Source organism: Ochrobactrum sp. 19YEA23, from assembly GCF_029909865.1.
GTDB lineage: Bacteria > Pseudomonadota > Alphaproteobacteria > Rhizobiales > Rhizobiaceae > Brucella > Brucella gambitense.
Genome location: NZ_JASAMQ010000015.1, coordinates 59,554 through 85,182, shown reverse-complemented (window position 1 = coordinate 85,182; position 25,629 = coordinate 59,554). Strand labels below are relative to the sequence as shown.

Genomic DNA, 25,629 nt, shown 5'->3' with positions numbered 1-25,629 from the left:
GTCACCGGCAATCAGCATGATAATTTGATCCCGACCGCGACCTAAGAATCTCATCCAGATTGTCGCAAGCGTCTCATCCTGATTGTCGCGCTATATAATCCTGCAAATACCAGACGTGGAATTCTGTAGATTATAATCTCCCTCTCGCAGTTCTGTAATCACGCTGCACGTTAGTCCTGAGGTGCACCCCGAATTTGGACCACGGAGAACTGGAATTTTCCGGGTTTATGAGGTGCACCCCGAATTTGGACCACGGAGAACTGGAATTTTCCGGGTTTAAGGCTCAAAGCGGCGGGGATGCCGTTGAGCCATTCATAAGCGAAATCGGCACCTTATTGCCAATGGCGCTATGTGGCCGGAATTCGTTATAGTCTCTACGCCAATCCTCCATCTTAATGCGGGCGTCGTCAAGGCTCATGAACCAATGGGCGTTCAGGCACTCGGCTCTGAATTTGCCATTGAAGCTCTCGATGTAGCTGTTATCTGTCGGCTGGCCGGGCCGGGAGAAGTCGAGCACCACCCCCTTATGGTAAGCCCATAGATCCAGGTCACGAGAGATAAATTCGCTGCCATTATCCACACGAATAACCGCAGGATAACCGACCTGACGACATATCCGTTCCAGGGTCTGCACCACATCCTCACCACGATAACTGAAGCGGGCATCAACTGCTGGCGAGAAGCGTGAGAATGTATCAACCACCGTCAGGATGCGGATCTTCCGTCCAGTCGCCAATTGATCATGGACAAAATCCATTGCCCAGACATGGTTGGAATGGGTCGCATCTGTGCGATCAGCGCGAAACTTCGCCTTCACACGTCGTTTGGGAACCTTGTTCCGCAGCTGAAGTCCCATCTCCTTGTAAAGACGATAGATTCGCTTCGGATTAACGGGCCAGCCGTCACGCTTGAGAAGCACATGCACGCGCCGATACCCATAACGAACCCGTGTCTGACAGATGTCCTTGATCCTGAGCTTCAGTTCAGCCTGCTCGCCGCGCTTTGACTTGTAGACATAAAGTGACCGGTCAATCTTGAGCACCGAACAGGCGCGTCGTACCGAGACTTTCCAATCCGACTTGATAGTGTCGACAAGCGCTCGCCTGCGTGCAGGCTTCAGAGCTTTTTTGCCAAAACATCCTGAAGCATGGCCTTGTCCAGAGACAGATCAGCAACGATCCGCTTCAGCTTGGCATTCTCCTCCTCGAGTTGACGTAACCGCTTCATCTCGGATGGCATCAGGCCCGCATATTTCTTGCGCCAGTTATAAAACGTGGCGTCTGAAATACCTGCCTTCCGACAGACCTCACCAATCGGCGTGCCATCCTCTGCCTGCTTCAAAACGAATGCGATCTGCGCTTCCGAAAACTTCGATGCTTTCATGGAAATCTCCTTCTCCCAGACAAGGGATCATAAGTGGAAAATTCCAGTTCTGAATGGCCTAAATTAACGGGGGCACGTCAGTCCAAAAATGGTCCCTCAAGAAAACGCGTGCGCATCGTCTATAGAAAGAACGTCGGAGAATATATCTAATAAGTCTGCTTGTATCTCCTGCAACTGATCGTCGCTGCGCTCTAAGGGAGAAATGCAAATCGCATGCGCCGGATTATCAGACAGCTTAGGGTCGTTTAAAACGGGATCATCAACCAAGCAGACTGAACGATGCGCACTTTCTGTTAGGTTTCTAATCTGCGTAGCACGCGTTACAAGTAATCCATGAACGGATTGGCCGTCCAATTGCGAAGCTGTTTCGTCCGATCTCTCTTTAAGTTCGTCACGGGTGAGATGGTCAACCCTTAAAAGAGAAACCCCCGACTTCTTTATATGACTCAACGGGAAAACCCCTGGCTTGAGTTCCCCGGTCTTTCGAAGGTGATTTGGGCTAAAGACAATACGAGCTAAACGTTCGGCATCCTGAACAGCGCCCAAATCACCATGAGATTCACCTTCACATGTACAAAGTTCAACTGCCCCCGACACGCCGTTATGCCACCCTTATAATATCCAACAAATCAGACGGGACCGACACGCCGTCGAAAGTTAATTTTCCGCGCGCGACTTTAGTCTTGTCCGAGGTACGGGCAAAATATGAATACTTGTACTGCGCAACAAATTCGACTGCTGCATGTATATTTTTGTTACGCCAAAACCAACCCACAGTTCCGTCAGCTGACGCCATTGCTTCAGGAGTACGTATGTCTGGAGGCAATAAACCAAGGAAATTTTGAGCCGACTGGATTCGTTGAATTGTTGGTTTAATACTATTCGGACCATCCCATCCATCGGAAAGCTCCTTATAGCTCTCCATTTCCCGCCATGCTTCTACAAACTGGATTGGTAGAGGAGTTTCCATTCTAGGTAAGCCAAAAATGGCCGCCAGAACAGATTTATCAGCAACAGCTCTAACGGTTTCAGGATGGAAACTGGTAATAGCGATACCGCTCTTCTCCGTTGTGCGGGACCTGGCGAAATGACCGTATGCCGGCGGCCGGAAGTGGATAACGTGATACTCACCTGCAAGGCGCGGTTCTGTGTTTGCAACCACACCACCGCCTAATAGCTGAACCCCAGCAAAGTCATCAGTATGTTCCCATAATTTTATATCCCGAGATATACCGCTAGTACTATCGATTACACGCACACCAAGGGATGTGGATGAAGTAGAAGCATCAAGCGATGTAACCGCGGAATAGGTAATACCTCCTCGGCTTCGCGGACTAATTCCAACGACGTGAAACGGATTAGCAACGTTAGCCATTTAATCCAATCCTATTGCAAATCTCTCCGCTAAGATAACTCGATGCAATTTCTTTCTGCCGGTCATGAAGCGGATCAAAAAGTTCGTTCATCATGCCATAGCTACCGAGAGAATCTGCATGAGGGGCCATATCTCTGGCAAACTGCAGCTGAAGGTATATCTCCAACTTTACTATAGGTTTTGAATCTTGATCTTCAATACCGTCTAACTGAACTCGTTGTAACAATCGACCGCGACCGTCACTGGCATCAAAGAACCGCCCGTGGTGAGAGTGCCAAAAAAGACCAGAATCGAATACAAAAAGCGGAATTACCTCAGGGTTTTCTTTAAGCAGCAAATGAAGATCGTACTCATCTGGAGCACCATCCCAGTCAAATACATCGACACACTGCAGGATTACCGAGGAAATAAACGCCTCACCACGAATAAACCGGCTTACCTGAGACATCAAGTCAAACGCCTCGCGCCAAACTTCAGCCCATCGTGTATAAGTAAGACAATTGACAAATAAGCCAGTCTCATCAACGCGAAGACGGAGATCAAGAGTGCCGTCTGGTTTATACCTATCAAAAATCACGCCGGCAGAACGATGCTGAGGCATATCGGTCGGCGGGACCTCGCCAAAAGCAAATTCCACAGCAGCTATACGGCTCATACGAGGAAGCTTCTGCTTCCATACGTCATGAGAAGCCACAACAGCCTCAATCTCTGCCTGATTCAACAGCCTTGAAAAAGTGACGCCAAAGACCACTTCCGTCAATGCATGCTCGCCGCTTCGCGGTACAAAACTCACTGCTTCCCCCACTTCAACAAGCATTAGAGCTGATTGAATACGCTAGATTATTCTATTCTTCGCTAACGCGCTTTCAAGCTCAAAAATCTCACAGTGTCTATCTTTTTTTGGCTGAAGTTGGCTTCAAAAAATCAGGGGAGAGAAAGACGGCGCTATTTTTGCGCTGCTCGCGCCCGCCATTCCAGCGCTCCGCCCATACTCACCTTTCACTTCGGCACTTCAACAAGCTGAAATGATGCATCGGGGAAAAAGCCGTTTCCGATTTCCAAACTATTCGGCATTAGCCGCATGTTCATTACTGGGTTCTTGAACTTCACCGTCGCGCCCACTGTGATGTAGGACGGCAAGAACGGCTCGATCTTCACCTGCACGCTCGTGCTGGCTGCTGTGGCATCAGCAACGATGCGGGCGATGAAGTTGTAATCGCCGACCGTAAACCCGACCAAATCGCCGTCCGTCAGTTTCAGGCCGATAGCAACGCCGCTCAGCGTGAGCGTATTGCCGTTAATCGCGGCCAGCGTCGCGGTGCCAGTGATTGCCGAGTTATTCGCATCTCCCCAATAGGCTTGCGGGATGCAGGCATCTTGTGGCGTGTAGTGCACCGTGACCATGCCGCCGCGGCAGCGATCTGAAAACGCTTCAAGCCGCTTTCGGTCGGCAGCGCTAAGCGAGATTATACTGGCCGTCCACGACCAATATGGATCGGCATTCTCGATAAACGAAACGGCCCGTTCGCCATAACGCGACGTTGAAACCGACCGATTAAGCTTGAGCGGACTGGCTTGGTAATTCAGGCTTTCGGGAAGAGTTTCGGCCATATCAGAACTCCACCACAGTTGGAGCACATTCCTGCACCGGCAACGGATCGGCTATGAATGCCTTCTTGGCGCCTCCCTCCATCACCCAGAACTGCACGCCTGGAAAGCGACGTGCCATACGCTGCGCGAAGTCCTCGGCCTCTTGCTGATCGAGAAAACTGACGATTGGCGTCTTTTCATCGTCTTGCAGTACGCGAATGTCTCCACCCTGCGCAGGCGCTGGCGTAACAAAATAGATGTTCATCTTTATCTCCAAAAGAAAAAGGACGATCCGAAGACCGTCCTTGTTTAAGTCAGCGCCGCAACATTCCGCGGCTATTCGCTTGTTTGACACCCTGCGAAACTGCATTCGCAAAATGAGGCGATCGCTGCCAAGCCATCATGCTCTTTGCGATCCCTTCCTGCACCATTGACGATACTTCGGCATTGCCGGTGGCACCGTTGACCGTCACGTTAATGGTCGGTCCACTCACCGAATTATCGGTACGCGAGTTATCGACGCTGGAATCTCCGGCCAATTGCGAAACGCTTGGAATGCTCGGCACGGGGATCGACGCCGACGAAATTCGCGGAGCCGAAAACCCAACGCCGCCGCCGTTGCGTAATTCTGGCAGCCGACCGGCGTTCATGGCTTCCAGAACTGGCAGCCACTTTTGGGTCGCAGCGGCGTTCATCATGAACTCCCCATTCGACCCCCACAGCAACACCTTGTCGTCACGTGGTCCGCCTGGGCCCCGAATACGGCCGCCGCTGTCATAGCCAGGTATCTGGCCGCCGTCTTTCAGCCCGATCAAACTGCCGATGCTGTTGAAGATACTACCAAACGCATCGCCACCCATGCCGTTGGACGACGGCTTGAACAGTGCATCGAAACCAGCGTTTAAAAACAGCTCCGCCAGCCGATTGCCGATGTTCTTCAAAGCATCCGCCAGACTATTTGCGCCGGTTATCGCGCCGATGGTGCTGCTTTTGAACGACTCGTAAAAATCGTTTGCCGCCTGCTCAGAACGCCGCTGCCGGTCTTCAACCAACTGTAAAGCAGCCGCTTCCCGACCGTAAGCTTCCGCGACTTCATCAATCTGCCGCCGCTGATCTGCCGAAATTTTTATGTTCGACAAATCTTTCTGGCCTTTTTTGATCGCTTCGTCCTTCAGCTTAGCCAGCGCAGCCTGCTCGAGATCCATCGCAATGCGGCGTTTCTCTTGCTCGGCAGTGGACTTGCCGACCATTTCCGCTTCAAGGCGCAGGGCTTCCGTGCGGTCTTTTACAGCCTGGATGTCACTGTCGATCTTCTGATCGGTCGATTTCGGAGTGGCCTTTTCCTTCTTCGGCTTTTTGCCTTCTGCGGACCGCGCCTTTTCACCAGCTAGTTCAGCGTCTGCGATGCGCCGCACCATATCTTCGTCCGGCTTCGGCACACCTTCGGATTGAAGACGCTTGCGGACATCCGCGAGCTTCGTTTCGAGCGCTAGTTGATCCTTAGCCAGACCAGCGCGCCGAGTCGCGTTTTTCTCGAAGTCAGCAGCGGCTGCATTTTCTTTTTTCCGCTGGACGATATACGGATCGTTGGCGGAGCTTGTTGCCTTTGCTTCGTCGGGGCCAAGAGGGGCGGCTTGTGCCATCGCTTGCCGAACACGATCAGCTTCAGCACGAACATTGGAAAGTGTGGTGATGGCCTGCGCCATCTTGTTAAAAAACTGGCTTAGATCAGGATTGGCAGCGGATAGACCGTTGATGGCGGCAAGCGCGTCTTCAGCTCCGTCCTTCGATTTCAGGAACCGATCGATGATACTTTGAATTTCTTGTCGCTGCTTTTCTGTAACGACTTCTTTCTGCGCCAGGATATCGATGTGTGAACCCAGATCGACAACTTGCTGGGTAGCCGCTGTCAATTCTGGCATATCGCCGACGCGAGTTGCCATTGCACGCAGGCCGGATATCTTATCGACTGTTTCCTGAACGCGTCTGCCAAACTCGATTACGGAATCGCTGACGGGCTGATCATTAATAGCCTGAAGCCGTTCTTTGACTTTGTCCGCGTTGATTGCAAAGTTTTGGAAATCGGCAATGATGTTCGCGATTTCCTGACGGGCGGATTTATCGGCGTCGGAAGTCGACCAAAAACCAGTGCCGCCGCGCAGAGGTAGCATCGCATCGATTGAAATTGCATCGAGCTCATCGCCTTGGCCAAAAACTTTGCTTAGAGATCCGCCATTCCGCAACCGCTCAAGCTCACTGGCTATGTTCTTAAGCTTCCGCACCTTTTCAGGGTCAGACAGTTTATCCAGCGACTCGGCGGCTTTATCGATCCCGTCTGCGGCCTTGGGCGCAACCAGCCCGAGCTTTTCCATTTCCGCGCGAAGAGTGTCGGAGTTCTTCTGCGCTTCCATAGCCTTGACGGTATAATTGCCTACCGCCAGCACGAGAGCGCCACCAATAATCGCGCCAAGCGGGCCAGCTGCAGCCCCAAGGCCGCCCATCGCCTGCACCAAGCCCATTGCGCCCTGCGCAGCCTTCGCCGCCTGATGAAATTTGACCAATGTCGCCGTCGTGGTTCCAAGCGTGCGGATCATGCCGCCCAATGAACGTCCAACCAACACGCCCGCAAGAACTGCGGCGAGTTGCATGCCTGCGTCTGCCACTTGGTCGAAATTTTGCGAAATCAGAATCAAGGCGCGCGACACGGTGGCTGAAATGCCCGTCATGTCACCGGCCGTACCTATATATTGAAGCATCGCATTATTGATGGCGGTCATGCCGTCGCCAATGGTCGCATTCGTCGCCGCGAACTGAGCTTCGATGGATTTCTGGGCGTTGATGATTGCTCTAAACACACGGTCAGACGTGAGCTTGCCTTCGGCGCCGAGATCTTTCAGCTTGGCGACCGTCACGCCGAACTCATCCGCAATGGCCTTGGCAACAATGGGCGCATTTTCGCGCAGCGAGCGCAGCTCGTCACCCTGCAGAACGCCACTGCCTAGCGCCTGGCCCAGCTGGAGAATACCAGCCGCCTGTTCCTGCGCAGACGCGCCGCCGGCCTTGAACGCCTTGGAAACGAGGTTGGTCGCCAGAGCGATTTCGTTCTCGGACTTGGCTAAGCCAGAGGCAGACCGCACCATGCGCGCGTAAAGATCGACGTAATCCTCGACGGACACGCGTGCGTCATCTGCGCCAGCGCGCAATTCCTTCAGCGAGCGCGTCTGCATGCCGGTGGCAGCTGTTGCTGCCTTCAGCATGTTCTCTGCACTGGTCCATTGATCTGCGTATTTACGGACCTCGTTTGTACCGAGGACGGAGCCGACCGCAGCCAGCCCTTTATTCAAGCTGCTGCCGAAGGACTTCTGAAATGTAGCGTCGAGCTGGCGACGCAACTTGATCGCGCCCTCCTCAATGCGGCGCATATCAGCGTTCGCCCGGTCGGCCATCTTGTTGAAGGCACTATCGGAACTGCGCCCCATCGCCTGGAGCATTTCGTCCATGCGCTTTTGCGCGCGCCGCATGGATGCGACGTCTGAGGAAATAGATAGAATAATATCGGAATTTTCGTCGGCCACGCGGCTCTCCATAAAAAGAAAAAGCCCGCACTAGGCGGGCTTTCGAGTTTTTCCGTATTTCGTGAGCAGATCATCCATCTGCGCGTCGGTCGGTGGCTCGACTGTCTTTTTGCCACCTCGTGCTTCAGTGAAACCATCGAGTGCGGCAAGGAACTCCGTTAGTGACGAGTTCCAGAATGTTTTCGGTGTCCATCTAAGGATCCCGAAAGCGGCTTGCAGCCACGCCTGCCAAGGGAAGTCAGCCGCCGCTACTTTCCCCCGGCTTCCCCGTTTCCCGCTGGCTCACCTTTGAAATGATGCGCTAGCGCAGCCTGAAATGCCGTGGAGAGCGAAGCGAAATGGCTTAAATTCAATCGCTCGATAGCCGCAGCTGCGTCGCCCTGCACCGTCAGGTGTCGAAGGCCCAACATTGCCGCGTTGATCTCGACGTCCGACAGTCGGGCGAAAAGATCGTTCATGGACTTGCAGCCGAGCTCTTGTGAAACCGCTGCCAATCCTTTCATTGTTGCCGCGAGGACGATTTCGACGCCACTGATGGTGACGCCGACTTCGCCGCGAGCTCCGTTAACCGGAAGCTCCATGTTATACCTCAGCTTCGAAAGTCAGCGGGCCTGCCGCTTCGAAGGTAGCGCTAAAGTCCATATTGCCTTCCTGCTCGCCGGAGAATTCAAAGTCCGTCACGAACCACGGGCCTTCATAAGAGCCAAGGCCAGGCACTATAACGATCGCGTTGAAAATCGCAGCGTCGTTTACCTTGCTAACGAAGTAAGCCGAATTCGCACCGGCGACGTACTTGCCGGAGCCGGTAAAGGTGCGCTGCTTGATCCCGGGGACGCCAGTCTTCTGCGGCGTTGCACCGGGATTCTGGCAATCTGGTATCGTGGTATCGACGGAGTTTGCCGACATATTGAACGAACGGGTCTGCAAACCGCAGAGATTCGTGAAAACTTCGGGAGTTGCGCCATCGCCAATCTGAATGAGGAGAAGGCGACCAATCTGCTGACCATCGGCCATTTTGAGATCCTTAAATGCAAAAAGCCCGCCGAAGTGGCGGGCTGTGGTTGAACTGTCTTGTCTTGAGAGGTGGGCTAGGACAGGCGTTCTGTCCTGGCGGTAAACTCGACGACGCCGTGGAGATGGGCATCGTCCAGGTCTTTGAAAATCTGCGTTCGGTTGTGGTCCAAAGAAACGAGCCGATATGACGGCATCGTCAGGCTGGCTTCGGTGAGCGCGCCTTCCACAGCCCGTGCAATCCGGCTGGCCTCCACTCGGCTGCTACCAGCCGGTGCTTTCGTCCATATGTGCAATGTGACGTATATCGTCCGACCAGACACGCAGGTTTTGTCGTCTCGATGGTCGTCAAAATCACCGATCTCGACATACGGCGCCGTCGTGTCGGACGGCACGATGTCGTAGATCTTGGCACCGACTAGTGCTTGCAAGTCTGGCCATGCTTTCAAACGAGAAACGACAGCACCCTGCAATTCCAGGCTTTCGCTATCAGTCATTTCTTCATGGCCTCTCGAATGGCTTTGTTCATCGCCGTACGAATGCGACGAACGGCTTTCTTTCGCATGCCGCGCCAGACCGGGAAGATATGCGGCTGCGCTGGTGTGGCGGCATGAGCGCCCTTAGCCTGCGTCATGACCGAACCGGACTTATATCGGCGGTCAACGCGGGCCTCGGTGCCAGCGCTGGCTTTCGTGCCGTATTCCAAGAACCGCCATATCCAGTTGCCGTAAATGCCGACAGCGTTAGGGTCGGTCGATTTGCGGGCGCCGAAGACCTTCTTATCTGGATTGTCGCTCTGCTTGGCTGCGTGGATGCTGTCTCTGTATTCGCCGCCGCCATTGGCCCGAACTGGCGCTCGCGCCTTGATAGCTTCGGCGACTTCTTCCGCAACCTGCATCTGAGCCTCGGCCATCTTCTCGATCGCCTTCGGCGCGATCTGCTGAATCTTCTTCATCAGATCTGTGCGTTTGAGCTTCACACGGACGACCATTAAGCCACCTCATTTTCGATAACCAGCATTTCGAGAAACCGGTTCGTTTCGTCTGGATTGACGATGGTTTTAATGCCAAACACGCGATTAGGGTTTTCGCCGGTCTTGCCCGCCCGAGCATCATAGGCACGCCATGAGGCCGTTACCTGTCTCGCTGCTGTACTGCTGTAGATCGTCAAATTATAGGGCTGCTTTGAAACCAACCTTGATGCCACGAGGCTTTCAGCATTGCCGCCAAACTTCGGTTTCAATCGTGCCGGTACGGTAAACTGGTCAACCCATTCACCACGCGTCCCGCCGAAGGGATCTTCGATAATCTTATGCCGCTGGAAGGTGATGCGGGCGTTCAACTGGCCGATTGCATCAGCTCGAAACTTCGTGTCGGCCATTATCGACCTCTTCGGTAGTTGCAAAGCAGGCTGTCAAAAGCCGACCATTCGACCGTCGCACTGTTAGCCCGAACGAGGTAAGCATCGGCAATCCACAACAGCATGGCGTGACGAATAGATGCTGGAAGTGGATTGAAACCTGCGTTCAGGGTGGCCGATACACGAGAGCCCGGCCGAACAATCGGCCAATGGCTTCCGTATGCCGGTACAATTGATGGCTCAACACCATCGCTATTCAAAACATATGCATCAACGCTTACGGTGTTCTTCGATCCGTCGAGAGCGATATATTCGATCCTATCGACTTCTGTTACCGGACCAACCGACAGACGAGACATGTCGGAAAAAGCATCGCATGACGCTTCTATCTTTTGCCCCGCGACGACGATCCCGCAATACTTCTCAACAAAGTCAGATGCGGCCGTAATGAGCGATCGGATGTAAACGTCATCATCGTCGTGCATCACATTCAAATGGCGCTTTACATCCTCAAGCGCGATGACATCGCCCGTCGGACCTTGCGCGACCTTATACGGATGCCACATTCGATCGGCCTCGCTTCTTGCGCTTCTCCACAGAGCGAACGGATTTCACAGCACGTTCGACGTTGCCATCATCGGTAGTCGGAATAGCAAAAGCTGCGTTGATGAGGCGGATCGCTTCGGCCTCGGCAAAGTCGGCGACGGCGCCAGGTTCGAGCGTGTAGGTCGGTCCTGACAGACTGGTCGTAATCGTAATTTTCATGAGCGTCCCCAAAAAGGAACGGGGCGGATAAACCACCCCGAAGATTGATTAGCCGCCAGATGCAGCGTTCACGAGATGCTTGACCGCAGCGGTATCGCCGAGCTCACCGTCAAAACGGATGATGCCGGCAATGCCCAGATCCGGCCAGAAGCGCTCGCGGAGAACGCCGATCACTGGAGAACCGACCTTTCGGACAAAGTACTTGCCGAAGTCACCGAATACGATTGGCTTGTTGCCCGCGCCGATGCCCGCCATTGCCTGGTTGATGCTGTATCTATAACCAAGAAGGGTGCCAGGCTCGCCCTTCGTGATGTCACCCATCGACCAGATGTAACGACCTTCGTTATCCTTGATCTTACGGACCGAACCAAGGGTAAGGTCGTTGAACATCCAACGCGTTTTCGGGCTCTGGCGATAAGCTGGGTCGACCGAATGCAGCAGGTCGATCAGTTCGTCAGAAGTGATCGCCGCCGAGGCAGCCGTTTCCTTGCCAAGCGAAGACGCGGTGACGAGACCGTTCGGGCTGTCAGTGCCGGTGCCGATGGTCAGCTGCTTGTTTGCAATACGACCAAGGCGCTCGCCCAGAAGCTGGCCAAGCAGGGCTTCAACGCTGAAAATTGAATCCTGTGCAAGTTCCATGGAGAACTTGACGAACTCAGTGTCGTAAACGAACGCGTCAAGGTTCTTCTGACCGAACGTCACGTCCTTGCCGCCATCGTCGGTCAATGGCGTTCCTTCGGTGTGCTTTTCGGCTTCAACTCCGGTGTCATCAACCGTCGGAATGTTGATACGATTACCAGCGGAAGTAACGATCTCGGTCGCGATGTCCTCATCGTACATCGGGCCCCAAGCCTTCATAGACTTGACGATCTCGTTAGCGAGCTCGACCGGTACGGTGTAGCCGCCGGCGGCGTTGGTCGCCGTTACCTGCGTACGGGTCTCGGAGGCGGGCTGAACGCCACGCTTTAGAACGGCGCGCTCTTCTCCCGACAATTCGCCGATATCGGCATTGTTGGCGAGGAATTTATAGAACACGGAACGATATTCGATTTCGTCGCCGACATCGCTACCGCGACCTTCGGAATCGGAAATCGGGCGCTGTCGTGCTCGCTCATCTGCTGCGCGCGCTTCAATTTCAGCGAGAGTCTTCTCGCGCTTGATAAGATTTTCGATCTTATCAAATTCCGTCATGATGCGGTCATGGCGCTCGGTCAGTTCAGAGGACCGCGCTTCGTCGGTGTTCGACTTGATTTCGTCGAGGGCTTCGCGAGCCTGCGTGACCAAACGGCCGCGCTGCTCGTGCAGTTCGGTAAGAGACATTAGATTTTCCTTGAAGATAACGGTTTTGCTCTGGCCTGCTATGCAGACCCTCCGGCATGCCGGGTAATGGTCACGACATCAGGCGATGCCGCGAATTCTCTGTTCAAAAGAGGCGCGTTTCTCAGCGATACGGCGGGCGGCTGCCGTTCGATTTTCATCTCGGCGCCGCGCTATAGTCGCATCAGCCTCGGCTCGCCACGCATCTAACGAGCGTTTCGCCAGATGAGTGTCTTCGTAAGCGGGGGTGGGAGTGGCAGTGACTTCGAAAAGATCCGCCTCAAGAATGGTGCGATGAGGAATCGCGCCCGTATCGTCCCATTCCTGCTTCGTTACCCGCATTCCGAAGGACATGCCCGTGATGTCACCTCGCTCGACCAGTTCCCATAGATCGTTACCGTCGGTGGTGTTGGGCACATCGATTTCGACGTGAAGCCCGCGGGCATCTTCCTTCAGCCTCAGCGTGTTGCTTTTGGTACGACCCAGCACACGACCGGAATCGTGGTGCAGAAGAGCCAAAATGTCGCCGCCGATCGCCCGCGAAAATGCGCCCGGTGCAATCCGCTCGACGAAATAATCGCCGATGGTCGTGTTGCTATTCCAGATAATCGCGTATCCGGTCAGCACACGTTTACTGTCCTCTGCTCGGGTCTCTACGCCGAGAGACCCGCTACGTTTTTCAATTTCGGTCATGCTGCAGCATTTTCCTCAACAGAATTGTCATTGGCAGGTGTTTGAGCGATCGCCGGTTGCGTCCCCAACGGAACGGTGGCGCCCTGAATATGAAGCTGATCCGCCGCCCCACCCTTGGCTGGCAAGTTTTCCAGAGAACGCACTTCATCTGGTGTCCGGATACCGTTTTGGATTGCCACCCCATAACCGTCCATGCGGCTCTTGAAGTCACCACGGAGAAGCCCGTCCAGATTGTGACGGATGTAACGCGTACCACCCGCAACCTCGAATATCTTCAGGTTCATCTCGTCTTCGAGAGCCTTGGCCCATTGCATGATCAGGTGCTTGACGAGATGCAGATCCTGCTGTTCTGCATTCGAAAAGCTAGCATGCGTAAGATCCTGCAAGAATACAGGTGGAAGTTGCCAAGTGCGGGCGATTTCTTCGACCTGAAAGCGGCGCGCGTCGATCATCTGGCCCTTGGCGGGGTCATAGCCAACCTGGGTCAACTTGTGGCCGGGCGGCATTGGAAAGATCGGCTTTTCGCTCTTTCGGGCTTCGTCAATTGCGCGATGAATATCGCCCATCGCCCGTTGCATGGCCGCCCCGCCTTGCGGCAGAGGACCTTCTAGCGCCAGTGGCGGCACGCCGCCGCCAGCAAAGAAGTTCGACCCGTAGTCATTCATGGCGATAGCAAGCTGAATCGCCTTGGCTGCCTGAGCGATAGGGCCGAAATGGCGAATGCCATCAGCTCGCAACATGAATGGCACGTCTATGACGTCAGCGGCCGGATATTCCTTGTCGCCAAATCGATAGACAACAGCCAGACCTTTTCGCTTCACGGTGGTTTTGGTCGGGTCCATCGGCCACAGAGCCAAAACTTCTTTTCCCGATCGCTCGATCCAAGCCAGACCACGGCCGCCAGTAAAAACCTGCTGCCAAAAGTACTGCCAGAACTTGAAAGCGCCCATATCCGAGTTGGGGGCTGTGTTCACAATGGTCTCAAACTTACCGCCCAGGCGTTTAGAGCCGCCTTTGCCATCACGATATGCGTGACGAGGCAACGCGGCCATTGTACGGGATAGAAACGAAACCGCAGCAAGAACCGCAGGAACGGTCAAGGCGCTTTCGATCGTGACAGATGGAAGGTTGACTGGTTGGACGCCAAAGTAAGCCAGGAAATTTTCGGCGCTAACGGGTACACCCGCGTTTTCAGGGCTGGCGCGCTGCTCGATATCGGCTTCTCGTCGCGAACGCGAGAACCGCTGAAGTATCCTCATGAGGCTGCTTTCGTTAGAGTAAATTCCGGGTCGTCCCACGGCGACAGCGAGGACCTGACCACGATAGGTGTATCGGCGGCAAAACCCGTAACCATGGCTAGGGCCACGGCAGTATCGATGCGTACCGATGCCTTGGTTTTCACGAACCACCGGTTATCGAGCGGATCGCGATCGAAGGTGGCGCCCATCAGGGCGGTCATGAGAACCGGATTGCGCCGGAGCCTGACACGGCCGTCGATGATTGCGTTTTCAAGCTCCGTGACAGAACCCGGCATCCACAAGCCTTGCGGCTCAGGCAGACCGGCTTCTTTCGCCGCCTCGATCTTTTTATCGCTGGCCTTCGACCGTCGCTTGCCGCCCTGCGGATGCGGGATGTGCTCGACTTCAACGCCGATTGCGTCCAGTTCCTCGCGGAACTTGTCGTAGGCGTAGCGGTCATAGGCGATGCCTTCGACGTCGAACTCTTGCGATAACTGAGCGACTCGCTGCGCGACGAAGTCGAACCGAATTCGCTTACCCGGCGAGGCATTCAGAAATCCCTGCTCTACCCACACATCGTATGGTGCTTTATCAGCCAGAGCGCGGGCCTTCAGCGTTTCCGCTGGTGTCCATGCTTCAATCCATGCGTCGAACGTCGGCAGCTCGATCGTCGATCCGTCTTCCCGTTCCATGGTCTTGGTGCCGGTTTTCACCGCGCAGGCTAATGCGGTCATATCGCGCGCGGCCGACAAATCGACAGACAGGAACAGTTGCTTGCCGTGATGCTCTTCGATGGGGTCGAAGTCGTCCATGACGGCTTCAACGGTCTCGCGTGGCATCCATGCTTTGTCGGCAGAGGTCCATACACAGAAATGCAGTCGAAGAATGCCGTTAAGCTTGCCGGGGATCTGTTTTGCCTGATCGACTACGCCAGCAAGATACTTCTCGGTCAAAATCACGCCAAGAAGCGGATTTGCCTTCTTCCAGCAAGACTGATCTTCGAGCGGGTCGTCGTCCTTATCCAGAGCGCACACATAGGCGAATGTCGTGTCGTCGATCCCCTCACCGACATAACTGAAGTCATTGTCAGGCGTTTTCGTGCCAGCCGCTACCCGAACCGCATGCTCATGTTCCTCCCAGCAAACGCTGTTTCGGTCACTGCCGCTGTTAGTGATCATGAACAGAAGTGGCTGCTGTCGAAATTTGAACCCGCGCTCCAGCATTTCCATGACAGAACGGTCTGGATGTTCGTGCACCTCATCGCACAAAGCGTAGTGTGGTCGCGGACCAGAGCCGGTCTTGCCGGCATCCTTGGAAATCGGACGAAAGAATGCCTTTTTCTCAAGAAAGGCGATGTTGAACTCGCGTCCAATGCCGCCGCTGAAGGTGATCCGTTTTGAAAGCTTCGGAGCCGCCCTTGCCATCTTAACTGCATCCTGAAAAAGGATCTGGGCCTGCTCCTTTTTTGCGCCGGCTGCATAAATTTGCGCGCCCGCCTCGCCGTCTGACATCAGCCCATAGAGGCCGAGGCCACCTGCAAAGGGTGACTTGCCGTTACCTTTGCCTTCCTCGATATAGACACGGCGAAAACGACGATTGCCGTCTGAATCCACCCAACCGAAGATCGAGCCTAACTTGAAAGCCTGTGATGCATGCAGATTGAACGGCTTACCGTCGAATTGACCGTCGTTCAGCTTCAGCCGCTCTTCGAAGAACCGCATTGCACGATTGGCTTTAGCGTCGTCCCAGAAATAGCCGCGTTCATGCGCTTGCGCCAGATCGTCGAAATGGCGTTGGCAGGCGTTCCGAACATGCGGCCCCGCAACTTCAACGCCATCGAGCACGGCGCGCGCGTAAGCATTCACGCGATCAAGCGCCGGCGTCTTAGTCATCTACCAAATCGTCCTTTTCCTCGCCGCTATCTGGCATGGAGACCTTAGTTGCATCGGATGGCGTAGCGCCCATTTGACCGAGACACTGCCGCAGGAGGTTCAACGCTTGCACGCCGACTTCCTCATTCGCGATAACGCGCGTTCGGATCGTGGTGGCGATTTCGAGCAGCGATCTATGGGAACCATTCAGCCAAGGCAGTTCCTTCGCAAACAAGTTCCAGACTTTTGATTGATCGGCGTTCATCCATTTCGGCGCCTTGCCGATATCGGAAGCCGCTTTCGGTTCTTTCCGGCCCTTGAAGCGGGTCGGGTGCGTAACGTTTCTCCCCTCCGCCTCCGCCTTGGCGAGGGGATTTCTAGGTCTGGCCATGAAATCCTCATCTCAACATCTGAATTGGTTGCGTGTGCGTTCTCGCCCATCGCCGGTTCCCGCCCGCCTATGCCCGGAGAGACCGAGATAGCCCCCGGGGGCTGTGTCTTTTCGGTCACATCACCCGATGGGCCACCCTTCGGCGTCGAATCGGATGACGGTCTGACCAAGGTCTTCACGCTGGCCATCACGGTCATGGCAGGGTTTGCAAAGTGATACGAACGGACCATTCCAGAAGCGGTTCATATCTCCCTTGTGGCCTCCATCACCGTGGTGAACGACCGTGGCGATTTCTATCACCTCGGACTGCTTGCAATATTCGCAGAGAGGCTGCATCTGAAATTGTGCGGTTCTAATGCGCTTCCACTTGGCCGACTTGTAGAGCGCCCGGTATTTCTTCGCCTCAGCGCTGCGCTGGTCGGTCATGTTAGGCTGAGGCGCGCGCCGAAGAACCCGCGACTTAACTGTTGCATGCCTTCAACCAGGTACTGCCAGTCAGCTTTCTTCATAGCTTCCTGCTCCTCTGCTGTCATCGGCTTGGGCATCGTAAGGTTGTTGCGCTTGAACGCATCCTCAAGCCTGCGCTGTAGGTCGTCTAAACGCGGATCAGTCATGCATCACCTCATTAAACTGGACAGCCGACGCGGTTCATCAATTCCGTTCGGCTGTCATGCGGGTTCACACACTTGAAGATGGCGTACCAGCGTCCGGGGCCCGTCGCAGAATGGGCTTCCGGCCGTTTGATCTGGCCGCCGATAATGGATTGGCTGGCGCTGCTGATAGCGACAATCCAGCAGCCTGTCGCACATCGCCAGTATGACCGAAGTCAGTAACCCGCGAAGCTCAATCGCCCGATCTGTGAAGATGCCAGCCAATTTGTGATCCCGATTGAACGGGAAAGAAAAAACCGGGGAGCGCGGTTGAAGCGCGCTCGACCCGGAAGCACCACATGCGGGAGGAGGAGACCGCAGTGGTATCGGCGTGGGAAAAGGAGCAAACCCACGCTGATCTCGAAATAGAAAAAGCCCGGCGTGAACCGGGCTTCTGAATTACATTCTCGTCTCCCTGTTACCCCTTGGGAACGGGTTTGACTTATAAGTCACGCGGCTTGGCGCACCGTCTGCCGTTCCAATCGAGCGCGAGCCCGGTCAACATTCATGATGGCCTGTCTTGCCTCTTGGCGCTGGCGGCGCTTTATTTTATCCCATGTCTCGCGCAATCCATTGATGGCAGCGTTAATCAAAGCCTTCCCGGCAGCGGATGCCTGCACGCCTTTAAAGTCACGCGCCTCGCCGATTTCGGTCAATGTCTTCCCTCCCAGAACAGCATCTTCGAACGGCGCCAACCCGACGCCCAATGCAGCCCGCAATTCCTCCAGAATGGGTCGCATATCGATCTTCGCGATCATAGTGTTCTCGTTGAACTTCACAGCGAATGGGCGTGCCTTGACCTTCGTATTGTCATCGGCGGCAACGTACCGCTTTGCTGGGATGGTCCAGTTCGGGTCGTCGGAACCGCGCTTTCGCACTTCCTTGTATTCAATTTCGCCACCGGGGACCGCGTTATCTTGCCATCCTTTGGAAGCAGCTTCGTCTACTTCTTCCACACCGTTTAGCTTTAAGGTTCGATATTCCTTCTTCGCAGATGCGTTGTAGCCATAGTCGAAACCACGCAATGGCTGGCTGGCTATCAAGCTGCAAAGTCCACGGTAGAATTCAACTGCTTCAACATCCTCATGACGCTTCTCACGACGAAGCTGACGAAGAAGCTCCCATCCCTGCAAGTTGTCATTGGCCGCAGATTCTACCAATCCATTGTGGCGCTGGTTGATACGCTCGACCGCTGCAATTATCTGTCCATCGCGCAATGCGCGTGCGTGTTCTGCCTTGGCTTGCATCAATACGCGTTCTGCTGGTGTGTGTTCCTGCTTCAATTTCCCCTCCGTCCATGTCTTCGCGACCTTATAGGTATTGTCCGTCCCTTCGATCCGTTTCATCCACTCAGCCCGTCGTGGGTCCGTTACCGACGATCGACGCGTCACATGACGCGGCTCCGGCATAGGCAGGCCGTGTTCGTCACGGACCAATGCGCCAGACTGATCGCGCAGCCATCTGGTGCGTGTACGATAGGGATTGCTGACCGGTCCGGCTGGAGCCGCAAAAATATTGATCGGTGTTGCAGCCCGGTCGAAGATCGCACCTTCTCGGCTTTCCTTTGCGCCAGTTGCTTCCCGGTTGTCCGATGCTGCGTTCTCTATTCCCATTTCGCGGCGTCGATATTGCCGCTTGGATGATAGATCGTTCTTCACGATAAGACCGTTCTGCATCGCGCTCAGCCAATTGACGTATTGATGTGTCTCTACTTCGATCATCATGTCGCTTGTCGGCTGGCGGAGAACAGTGGAGTTCATGCCGCTTCTCCGTCGCGAAGATCTGGCCGCTGCTCATAGAGTTTGGCGCGCGTGATGCGCTTCCCGCGCAAGACCCCGTCGGTATGCGGTCCTGATGCCTCCATCGGTTCGGGAGAATATGCCCTGACACCAACGGGGCGAGGTTCGCGAAACGGCACCTTCAAATCCGCTGCGCGCCAAGCTGCCCGGTTTTCGCGAATAAGCTCCGCATTGGATGCCCGTAGTCGGCCTACAGCGGTAGACACAGCGACATTCTCCCGTTTGCGCTGATACGCTGCAGAAATTTGATAGATCGCGCCCAGCAATGCCGCTGTGACCCACGCCTTTGATTGCGCGGCGACAGAATAGCCAGGATTGCATGGAAGGTCCGAAACCGGCCGCTGGTCAACGAACGCCAGTTCGGCCAGCCGCTGAAACGGGATGATCGGACGGCTTTCGTCCGCCGCCCATTTCTCGGCTGTGGTCTGAAGCTCCAGACGTTCGAAGTCGGAAACTCCAAAAAGAGCGGCTTGAAGGTTTTTCTGAAAATTGGACATATCTGCTCCTCGTGTTGTGGTGATGGCTGGTTAGGCCGATAGTGATGGTGTGGCCGTTCTATAAATGCGGTGTTAATGGGGTGAAAAAGTTTGTCGCGGGTTGGCACGTACACACGCGCGTACAAATCCGTAAAATTCACCCCAAATTATAAGAAAGAGAGATAAAAAACTTCTCTTCCTGTGCGTACGTGACAAACGTGACAAACTTCGTTGTTTGTCTCATGCTGTCACATCGTGACATGTTGCGACAAACTATTTTCTGTTTACTGCGTTCATAGCCTCACGCACCTTCAAACGCTCTGCCGCAATCTTAGCAGCAAGGCCCTTGAACCTGTCATGGACAAGCGGATTAACCCGATATTTCGGTGCGCGTTCTGTACGGCCAAGCGGTAAAGGCTCGACCCAACTGTACGCATCCAGTTGTTGCATCAAGCGCTCCAGATCGGGCACATCCATTTTTCGCAGCGATGCCGTGCCGTGACGATTGAGAAGGCGGGCTGAAATGACATCATGCAGCGCTTCATTCGTGAGAATGGAGCCAGCTGCTTCAACCATCGCCGCCTGCATATCCGTCGCCCCGAGGATGTTAAAATGCAGCGCAATCGCATGCTTCAAAAGGTAGTCGTGCACCAAGGTTTTGGCCTGCGTCGCCGTTTCCAGGTCAACTTCCTTCGGAAGATCGCCGTCAATATTCTTGATGACGTGCAACAATACGCACATCCGACCGAACAGTCCGTCGAACTTCCCGATGTGTGTTGCCAGACGCCGGTTGATACGCTCCCAAAGCTTTTCTAGCTTTCTGTGCTCCCGCGACAATTCATTGCGGAAACTCTGCGCACCATCCGAAAAACGAAAACACCAGCCAGCCGACATTGATGTCCGGAGATGATAAAGCTTTCGCACAAGATGCGCATATACGCTCTCATCAACTCCAGACGGTTCGTCGCGATCGTCACCGCCAGATTCCAGCATGATGCAAAACATGCGTTGAAGCAGACCGTCATCGGTCAACTCCTTTGCAATCTTCCGCAACGGATCTGGCTGAATACTGCCCAGCAGAGTGATCGAGATATTAGGAATCCAGATCGAGCCTCGTCCCACGCGGTCAACAGAATACGATCCGCCACCAAACGACTTGAGCCAGAATGCACGATCCGCACCGGAGCCCTTCGACCCAGCATATTTTTCCATGCGCGCGAACCAACCAGATAGCTCGTCGTCGATCAGAGCAAGGCCTGCTTCGTTGTTCGACAGCACTTCCCCGACCTTTTCTGGTGAACCATCTTCAATGGAAACGCGCTTGGCGATCGGTTCGGACTTTCCCTTTTTTGATTCCTTGTCGAGCGCCATCCAGTCACGCATTGCGGCTCGATGATCGCGCTGCAGTTCGCATTCTATTGCCAGAAGTGGCGCGCTCGCCGCTTTGATCAGAGGTGATTTCCGTGTTGATGGATCGCCAATGACCATTGTCCAGATACGGGCGCTTTCTTTCCAGCTTTCGTGGCGCTTCATTTTAAGGGTTATGTTGTCCGGAATAGCCGCAGCGCAGACCGTAAGCGCGGCCATAGCAAGGCCACCAGGGTCGACGCCCATTTGTTCTGCGCGAGCGATGGCAAAGCTTTCGATAACTGAGGGAAAGATACCCATGGGCATAGATGGGGTTTTCGCCTCGGCAAACACGTCGAGCGGCTCAACGATGGAAGTAGATGCCGTTGCAGGCTGCTCAATGTTTTCGGCGGGTTCCGTTTGCGATTTTTCCGCCCGCGCATTGGCGACCAGCGCCGATGTGTCCATTGGCGGCGTGTTGTCATTGTCGTAATAGGACGGCTCTGGCATCTGACGAGGCTGGCGCGTGCCGGCATCGAGCCCACGATTGATCTTCAACCGGATTTCTTTTTCGCCGTCCTTGGCAACGACACCGTTGGCGAGCGCTGCGTCGAATAGACCGCGTTCGGCTTCGGTGCGATCAAGCGCGCCTGCTCCGACAAGTTGCCCGAGCGAGAATGCCGAAGCGTTTACCTGCTCACCACGACTGCCTTCAGTTGTACCGGCGAGTTGTGCGAGCTCTGATTCCAACGCTGCCGCGACATAATGATCATGTCCCTCGGCCCGATATGACCAATCCGAAGGCGACACCGTGACCGTCGGTGGCAGGATCAAATCGAGCAGCCATTGCGGAGCGTCAGCAACGGCAGGAAGCCCCTTGCCGTCATGGTCAATCCATTCATACACGCGACCGTCTGCCGTGACACTGCCGGCTGCAATGACGAAACCGCCCTCGCCGCGAATATCAAGACCCTTGGATAAAGCACCGCGATTGCGGACACCGTCAATGTATTTGAAATAACGATGCTCCCCGCCGCCAGCAGTGCGGACAGTCGCGGTGCTTGGCAAAGGCGCATGGCTGGCTTCCAGCGCGGTCAGTGCCGCTTTGCCATCAATGAGATTGCCATCACTGTCGCGATGCATATCGATATCGAGAACGAAGATACCGGACCGACTGCCGGTCGGAATACCGATCATAGCGCCGCCGTGACGCTTCTCGTCCCACCACGCACGAATAATACGTTCGGTCAGCGTTGCGCCTTTCAGGCCATTCGAGATCAGAGGCGCCTTTGCGGGCAACACCGAGATTTCGCCAGTCGCATTGTCGATCACTTCGACATCACCAGCGCGGCATGGAAAAACAGGAATGTCGTTTTGAATGTAGGAGAGAGCAACATCCAACATCGGGTCAGATGAAGTGATTTTTGGGTTAACTGCGACCATGACTGGCGACGGCCTCCTTTGCAATGATGGCAAGCTGATCTGCTAGAGCGATGGGAAGCGTAACTGTGTCGCCGAATTGATCCCGAGGCCCATAAACGCGATATCCATTCCGGCCTTGCGTCAGCCGCAACCGATAGAGCTTAAGCCCACTGTCGAGTTGAACATCAAAATAAGCTTTGACGTTCCCCGCGCTGTGACGCGCGGGGCTGATATTCAAAATTGTGGCTGTCATGGTCAGGCGGCCTCAGAAACTAGCTTTTCCATCTCCGCTTCGGTGCGGTCGATATCAGCGATAAGTGCGTCCACGCTCTCATACAGGTTACCGTCACCGTCGATTACGGATCCGTCGGGCAGAACCAAACCCGTTTGGTCATCTAAGTCGCGGCTGTATCCTACCGAGATCGGATACACACCACCGGGGTATTCGCGCCAGGCAACAACTGGGCAGGTCTGGGCATAAGATTTACCCCGGGCAGCATAGCGATAAATCACGCTGAATCCCGGTGCCGCTGGTAACACTCGATATAGGGCGGTCTCAAACTCTTCGTTGGTCGGTGTGCCGTAGATCATTGTCCCGTCGACCAGATGAAAGGCAATAGTGTTCATACTCTCATTGAAATGAGTGATGTGATCAGCCACGATTTTGACGCCGGATTTAAGTTCGATAAAACTCATAATTTTTCCTCGTGTTCAGTAGGTGGCAGTCGATGCATCGGCTACGGCAAGCTCTTCTGCAATCGCAAAGCCGCGCAAGAATTCCCCGTAGGTGATTTGGGGAAATCGGTGTTTGATCTGGATGACCGCGCTTGCTGGCGGCAGGCCGCGATATTCTTCGATGAGGAATTTCGCGAAATCGGCAGCATGATCGGTCACCAGCTGTCGTCCTCATCGGCTTCTTCCTTCAGTTTCATAAACTCGGAGAATGCCTTGTCCTTCGCTGCCGACAGCCCGGAAACCATTGCCAGCCAATACTCTGAGTTAGTGATGTCCTTGTATTCGGGCAGCTTTCCCAACTCGAGTGCGAGCGGCGAGTCGAAGTTTATGTTCGCGAACTGTTTTTCGACGAAATTGCTGACAGTTCTGGCCGCAGCTTCAACTGTCTCAGCGCGATAAATCGGTACAAGTTTCATTTTAAGTCTCCTTCGTGTTGAGGCGCGCAAAAGCCCATGGCGCGGGCAACTGCGCATGCGGTGGTGGTTTGGTGTGGTGTGGTTAGGCGGCGCTTGCGGCTAGATCCCGTCGACACTTATAAGCAACAAAGTCGATGACATTGCTGCCGTTAAACGCTCCACTTTCGGAAAGCTCTTTTCCGCGGGTATATGCGGTTCGAAAATCGGCCAGAGATGTGTCAAAGCGTGCGCCATATTCGATTTCTTCCTGGCTATGATCATCAACATCATCCCAATCGGGAAACATATCTACCGTCGTACCAGTTTCCTGCTCGACCTGAAAAACAAGCATAGCCAGGTACTCGGCGTGCACATCGGATTTCAATATATCAATCATGCCGAGCATGTCTGAGATCGGAGTACGATCAGATCGGCGGCTCTGGATTCCGCAAATGGCGATAACCATTGCTTTGTCCTGAAGGAATTGGGCTCGCCGCTGATTCATGCTGCCACCCTCGCAGCAATACGGGCATCAATCCACGCGACCACTTCGGCGCGCACGAACGCAACGCGCCGGTCGCCCATGGCTACGGCAGCCGGGACAGGTCTTCAGCTCGATATCGATTGATCATGGTTCGACTCAGCGAAGTCAGCTTTGCGGCGTCGTTCAATGATATTAGGATGGGTACGTTATCGTTGTGATGGTGCATAGAATCTCCTCCGCGCGGGACGGAATCCGGGCGCGCAAATCTCAGGGTGAAATTAAAGTTGAGACAGTGTTTCGGCCTGTTGGCCTGGTTGGTTGTAACCGCGAACGGTCGGCTTGCGCGCAATGGCGCTGGCGGCTTTTGCCGCAAGATGCCGGGCGAACCCGACTCTTAAGGTTGGCCGGTTACCAGCCGGCTAGTGATGGGCACCACCCCATCAAACACGAGGAGTCGATATAATCGACATTTTCAACTAAAACACAAATGGACGGTAAAGTCAACCCCTAAAATCAACATGCGCTACTTTTGAGACGGCGCGGCACAATATGTAGCCCATTCGTTTAATAGCTCACGGCGTCGATCAAACAAATCAGAACGCGCATAGGCGCGTTCGACCGCGCTTCCGGACTGGTGTGCAAGACAGGCCTCGGCGACATAATCGTCCTTGTCATTCTCCTGACACCACGTCCTAAAGCTGGCCCGAAAGCCATGCACTGTATAGTCACCGCCGCCAGCCGCCTTAAGCGCCTTCGCCAACGTCATGTCCGACAACGGTGCGTTTTTCTTCATGCCTGGGAAAACAAGATCGCTTAGCGCCTGCTTTTTCATGCCCGTAACAATGGCAAGTGCCGCGTCAGATAGTGGAACACGATGAGGACGGCCCATTTTCATGCGCTCGGGCGGTAGAGACCATATCGCTGCGTCAAGATCAAACTCACTCCAAACAGCACCCCTCACCTCGCCGCTTCTGGCGCCAGTAAGAGCGGCGAATTGCAAGGCGGCAGACCCTACACCTGTTACGGCGCGCAACTTTACTAAAAATGTCGGGACGTTCTGCCATGGCATTGAAGCATGATTGCGCTTGCGAAGCTTGTCTGGTGTTGGCAGTGCACGGGCTAGATGGTCACCCCACTCGGCAGGATTATCACCAGATCGAAGACCCTCCGTCTTGGCTGCGTCGAGGATGACCTTTATGCGCTCGCGAAATTTCGACGCGGTTTCGTTTTTTTCCGCCCAGATCGGCTTGACGACGCGTAAAACGTCCTCTGTGCCAATGTCGCCAATCGGCATCTTGCGGATGGCCTTCGCATGCGTCGTCATAGCTGCCCGCCACGATGCCTCGGTTTTATCCGATCTCCATTTCCGAGCCGCAACCATCGCATCAATGAATTCATCGGCAAATTTTCCGAAACTCACGGGCTTCTTTACAACCCTGCGCTCAGGCAACTCCTTGAACGGATCACCGCCATTGGCAATAATTTCTCGGATCGCGTCAGCTTTCTTTCGCGCGGCCGCAAGTGTCACAGGACCATAAGCCCCTAACCCCATCTCGCGTCGTCGACCATGCTTAATGTAAATGAACACCCATGATCGTGATCCAGTCTTCGCTCGATGTAACCATAAGCCGTCTCCATCACGAAGTTTCGCCTTGTCGCTGTTGTCTATTTCTTTGACAGTGAGCAGGTTCCGCGCCATGGGGAGTCAAACTCTCTTTCCTAATTTCATTCCTAATCTTGGTAGGTTGCTAGA

The 25,629-nt window shown here is 54.5% G+C and carries 29 protein-coding genes and 2 pseudogenes; all 31 read right to left on the bottom strand.

What is annotated here, in order from left to right; translation table 11 throughout:
* Positions 1-283: 283 nt before the first annotated feature.
* Positions 284-1,383, bottom strand: a protein-coding gene (locus QBD01_RS24160; RefSeq protein ID WP_280994865.1) for an IS3 family transposase whose coding sequence is annotated in 2 segments (ribosomal slippage) — positions 284-1,131 and positions 1,131-1,383 — 1,101 coding nt in all. Because the reading frame shifts where the segments join, the coding sequence is not laid out codon by codon here.
* A 96-nt stretch (positions 1,384-1,479) separates the two neighbouring features.
* Positions 1,480-1,980, bottom strand: coding sequence for a hypothetical protein (locus tag QBD01_RS24155; RefSeq protein WP_280994864.1), 501 nt, complete (start codon positions 1,978-1,980; stop codon positions 1,480-1,482).
* Positions 1,981-1,984: 4 nt separating this feature from the next.
* Entirely contained in the window at positions 1,985-2,758 is a 774-nt protein-coding gene (locus QBD01_RS24150) for a hypothetical protein (RefSeq protein WP_280994863.1), read from the bottom strand.
* Positions 2,751-3,575 (bottom strand): TIGR04255 family protein, encoded by an 825-nt coding sequence (locus QBD01_RS24145; protein ID WP_280994862.1) that lies wholly within the window; start codon positions 3,573-3,575, stop codon positions 2,751-2,753. Before QBD01_RS24145 ends, QBD01_RS24150 begins: the two co-directional genes overlap by 8 nt.
* A gap of 182 nt (positions 3,576-3,757) precedes the next feature.
* Positions 3,758-4,369 carry a hypothetical protein gene (locus tag QBD01_RS24140; protein ID WP_280994861.1) on the bottom strand — a complete coding sequence of 204 codons (612 nt, stop codon included), beginning with the start codon at positions 4,367-4,369 and terminating at the stop codon, positions 3,758-3,760.
* Between the two features lies 1 nt (position 4,370).
* Positions 4,371-4,613: a hypothetical protein gene (locus QBD01_RS24135; RefSeq protein ID WP_280994860.1), complete on the bottom strand. Its 243-nt coding sequence runs from the start codon at positions 4,611-4,613 to the stop codon at positions 4,371-4,373.
* Between the two features lie 2,479 nt (positions 4,614-7,092).
* Positions 7,093-7,770 (bottom strand): annotated as a pseudogene (locus QBD01_RS25480) (tape measure protein); the annotation flags it as partial.
* A gap of 183 nt (positions 7,771-7,953) precedes the next feature.
* Positions 7,954-8,148: pseudogene (locus QBD01_RS25475) on the bottom strand (phage tail assembly chaperone); the annotation flags it as partial.
* Positions 8,149-8,171: 23 nt separating this feature from the next.
* Positions 8,172-8,504, bottom strand: a complete 333-nt coding sequence (locus QBD01_RS24125) for a hypothetical protein (protein WP_280994858.1) — start codon at positions 8,502-8,504, stop codon at positions 8,172-8,174.
* Position 8,505: 1 nt separating this feature from the next.
* Complete coding sequence (locus QBD01_RS24120) at positions 8,506-8,937, bottom strand: phage major tail protein, TP901-1 family (protein WP_280994857.1); 432 nt, start codon at positions 8,935-8,937, stop codon at positions 8,506-8,508.
* A gap of 74 nt (positions 8,938-9,011) precedes the next feature.
* Positions 9,012-9,431 carry a DUF3168 domain-containing protein gene (locus QBD01_RS24115; RefSeq protein WP_280994856.1) on the bottom strand — a complete coding sequence of 140 codons (420 nt, stop codon included), beginning with the start codon at positions 9,429-9,431 and terminating at the stop codon, positions 9,012-9,014.
* The gene (locus QBD01_RS24110; RefSeq protein WP_280994855.1) at positions 9,428-9,925 is read right to left on the bottom strand and encodes an HK97-gp10 family putative phage morphogenesis protein; all 498 of its coding nucleotides are present in this window, start codon (positions 9,923-9,925) and stop codon (positions 9,428-9,430) included. The genes QBD01_RS24115 and QBD01_RS24110 overlap by 4 nt, the downstream gene beginning before the upstream one ends.
* The gene (locus tag QBD01_RS24105; RefSeq protein ID WP_280994854.1) at positions 9,925-10,314 is read right to left on the bottom strand and encodes a head-tail adaptor protein; all 390 of its coding nucleotides are present in this window, start codon (positions 10,312-10,314) and stop codon (positions 9,925-9,927) included. Before QBD01_RS24105 ends, QBD01_RS24110 begins: the two co-directional genes overlap by 1 nt.
* On the bottom strand, positions 10,314-10,859 hold the full coding sequence (locus QBD01_RS24100; RefSeq protein ID WP_280994853.1) for a head-tail connector protein: 546 nt from the start codon (positions 10,857-10,859) through the stop codon (positions 10,314-10,316). The genes QBD01_RS24105 and QBD01_RS24100 overlap by 1 nt, the downstream gene beginning before the upstream one ends.
* On the bottom strand, positions 10,843-11,058 hold the full coding sequence (locus tag QBD01_RS24095; protein ID WP_280994852.1) for a hypothetical protein: 216 nt from the start codon (positions 11,056-11,058) through the stop codon (positions 10,843-10,845). The genes QBD01_RS24100 and QBD01_RS24095 overlap by 17 nt, the downstream gene beginning before the upstream one ends.
* Positions 11,059-11,106: 48 nt before the next feature.
* A complete protein-coding gene (locus QBD01_RS24090; RefSeq protein WP_280994851.1) occupies positions 11,107-12,378 on the bottom strand; it encodes a phage major capsid protein in 1,272 nt (423 codons plus the stop codon).
* Positions 12,379-12,456: 78 nt separating this feature from the next.
* The gene (locus QBD01_RS24085; protein ID WP_280994850.1) at positions 12,457-13,068 is read right to left on the bottom strand and encodes an HK97 family phage prohead protease; all 612 of its coding nucleotides are present in this window, start codon (positions 13,066-13,068) and stop codon (positions 12,457-12,459) included.
* Positions 13,065-14,327, bottom strand: a complete 1,263-nt coding sequence (locus QBD01_RS24080; RefSeq protein ID WP_280994849.1) for a phage portal protein — start codon at positions 14,325-14,327, stop codon at positions 13,065-13,067. Before QBD01_RS24080 ends, QBD01_RS24085 begins: the two co-directional genes overlap by 4 nt.
* Positions 14,324-16,198, bottom strand: coding sequence for a terminase TerL endonuclease subunit (locus tag QBD01_RS24075; protein WP_280994848.1), 1,875 nt, complete (start codon positions 16,196-16,198; stop codon positions 14,324-14,326). Before QBD01_RS24075 ends, QBD01_RS24080 begins: the two co-directional genes overlap by 4 nt.
* Positions 16,191-16,568, bottom strand: a complete 378-nt coding sequence (locus QBD01_RS24070; protein WP_280994847.1) for a hypothetical protein — start codon at positions 16,566-16,568, stop codon at positions 16,191-16,193. The genes QBD01_RS24075 and QBD01_RS24070 overlap by 8 nt, the downstream gene beginning before the upstream one ends.
* Before the next feature lie 120 nt (positions 16,569-16,688).
* A complete protein-coding gene (locus QBD01_RS24065; protein WP_280994846.1) occupies positions 16,689-16,994 on the bottom strand; it encodes an HNH endonuclease signature motif containing protein in 306 nt (101 codons plus the stop codon).
* Positions 16,991-17,182 (bottom strand): hypothetical protein, encoded by a 192-nt coding sequence (locus tag QBD01_RS24060; protein WP_280994845.1) that lies wholly within the window; start codon positions 17,180-17,182, stop codon positions 16,991-16,993. Before QBD01_RS24060 ends, QBD01_RS24065 begins: the two co-directional genes overlap by 4 nt.
* A 485-nt stretch (positions 17,183-17,667) precedes the next feature.
* The gene (locus QBD01_RS24055) at positions 17,668-18,978 is read right to left on the bottom strand and encodes a hypothetical protein (RefSeq protein WP_280994844.1); all 1,311 of its coding nucleotides are present in this window, start codon (positions 18,976-18,978) and stop codon (positions 17,668-17,670) included.
* Entirely contained in the window at positions 18,975-19,514 is a 540-nt protein-coding gene (locus QBD01_RS24050; protein ID WP_280994843.1) for a hypothetical protein, read from the bottom strand. Before QBD01_RS24050 ends, QBD01_RS24055 begins: the two co-directional genes overlap by 4 nt.
* Before the next feature lie 252 nt (positions 19,515-19,766).
* Positions 19,767-22,283 (bottom strand): DUF3987 domain-containing protein, encoded by a 2,517-nt coding sequence (locus QBD01_RS24045; protein ID WP_280994842.1) that lies wholly within the window; start codon positions 22,281-22,283, stop codon positions 19,767-19,769.
* Entirely contained in the window at positions 22,270-22,515 is a 246-nt protein-coding gene (locus tag QBD01_RS24040) for a hypothetical protein (protein WP_192799721.1), read from the bottom strand. The genes QBD01_RS24045 and QBD01_RS24040 overlap by 14 nt, the downstream gene beginning before the upstream one ends.
* 2 nt (positions 22,516-22,517) lie before the next feature.
* Positions 22,518-22,958, bottom strand: coding sequence for a hypothetical protein (locus tag QBD01_RS24035; RefSeq protein ID WP_280994841.1), 441 nt, complete (start codon positions 22,956-22,958; stop codon positions 22,518-22,520).
* Between the two features lie 15 nt (positions 22,959-22,973).
* On the bottom strand, positions 22,974-23,156 hold the full coding sequence (locus QBD01_RS24030; RefSeq protein WP_280994840.1) for a hypothetical protein: 183 nt from the start codon (positions 23,154-23,156) through the stop codon (positions 22,974-22,976).
* Positions 23,153-23,413, bottom strand: coding sequence for a hypothetical protein (locus tag QBD01_RS24025; protein WP_280994839.1), 261 nt, complete (start codon positions 23,411-23,413; stop codon positions 23,153-23,155). Before QBD01_RS24025 ends, QBD01_RS24030 begins: the two co-directional genes overlap by 4 nt.
* An 82-nt stretch (positions 23,414-23,495) precedes the next feature.
* Positions 23,496-23,858, bottom strand: coding sequence for a hypothetical protein (locus QBD01_RS24020; protein ID WP_280994838.1), 363 nt, complete (start codon positions 23,856-23,858; stop codon positions 23,496-23,498).
* 541 nt (positions 23,859-24,399) lie between these two features.
* A complete protein-coding gene (locus QBD01_RS24015; protein WP_280994837.1) occupies positions 24,400-25,575 on the bottom strand; it encodes an integrase arm-type DNA-binding domain-containing protein in 1,176 nt (391 codons plus the stop codon).
* Positions 25,576-25,629 lie beyond the last annotated feature (54 nt).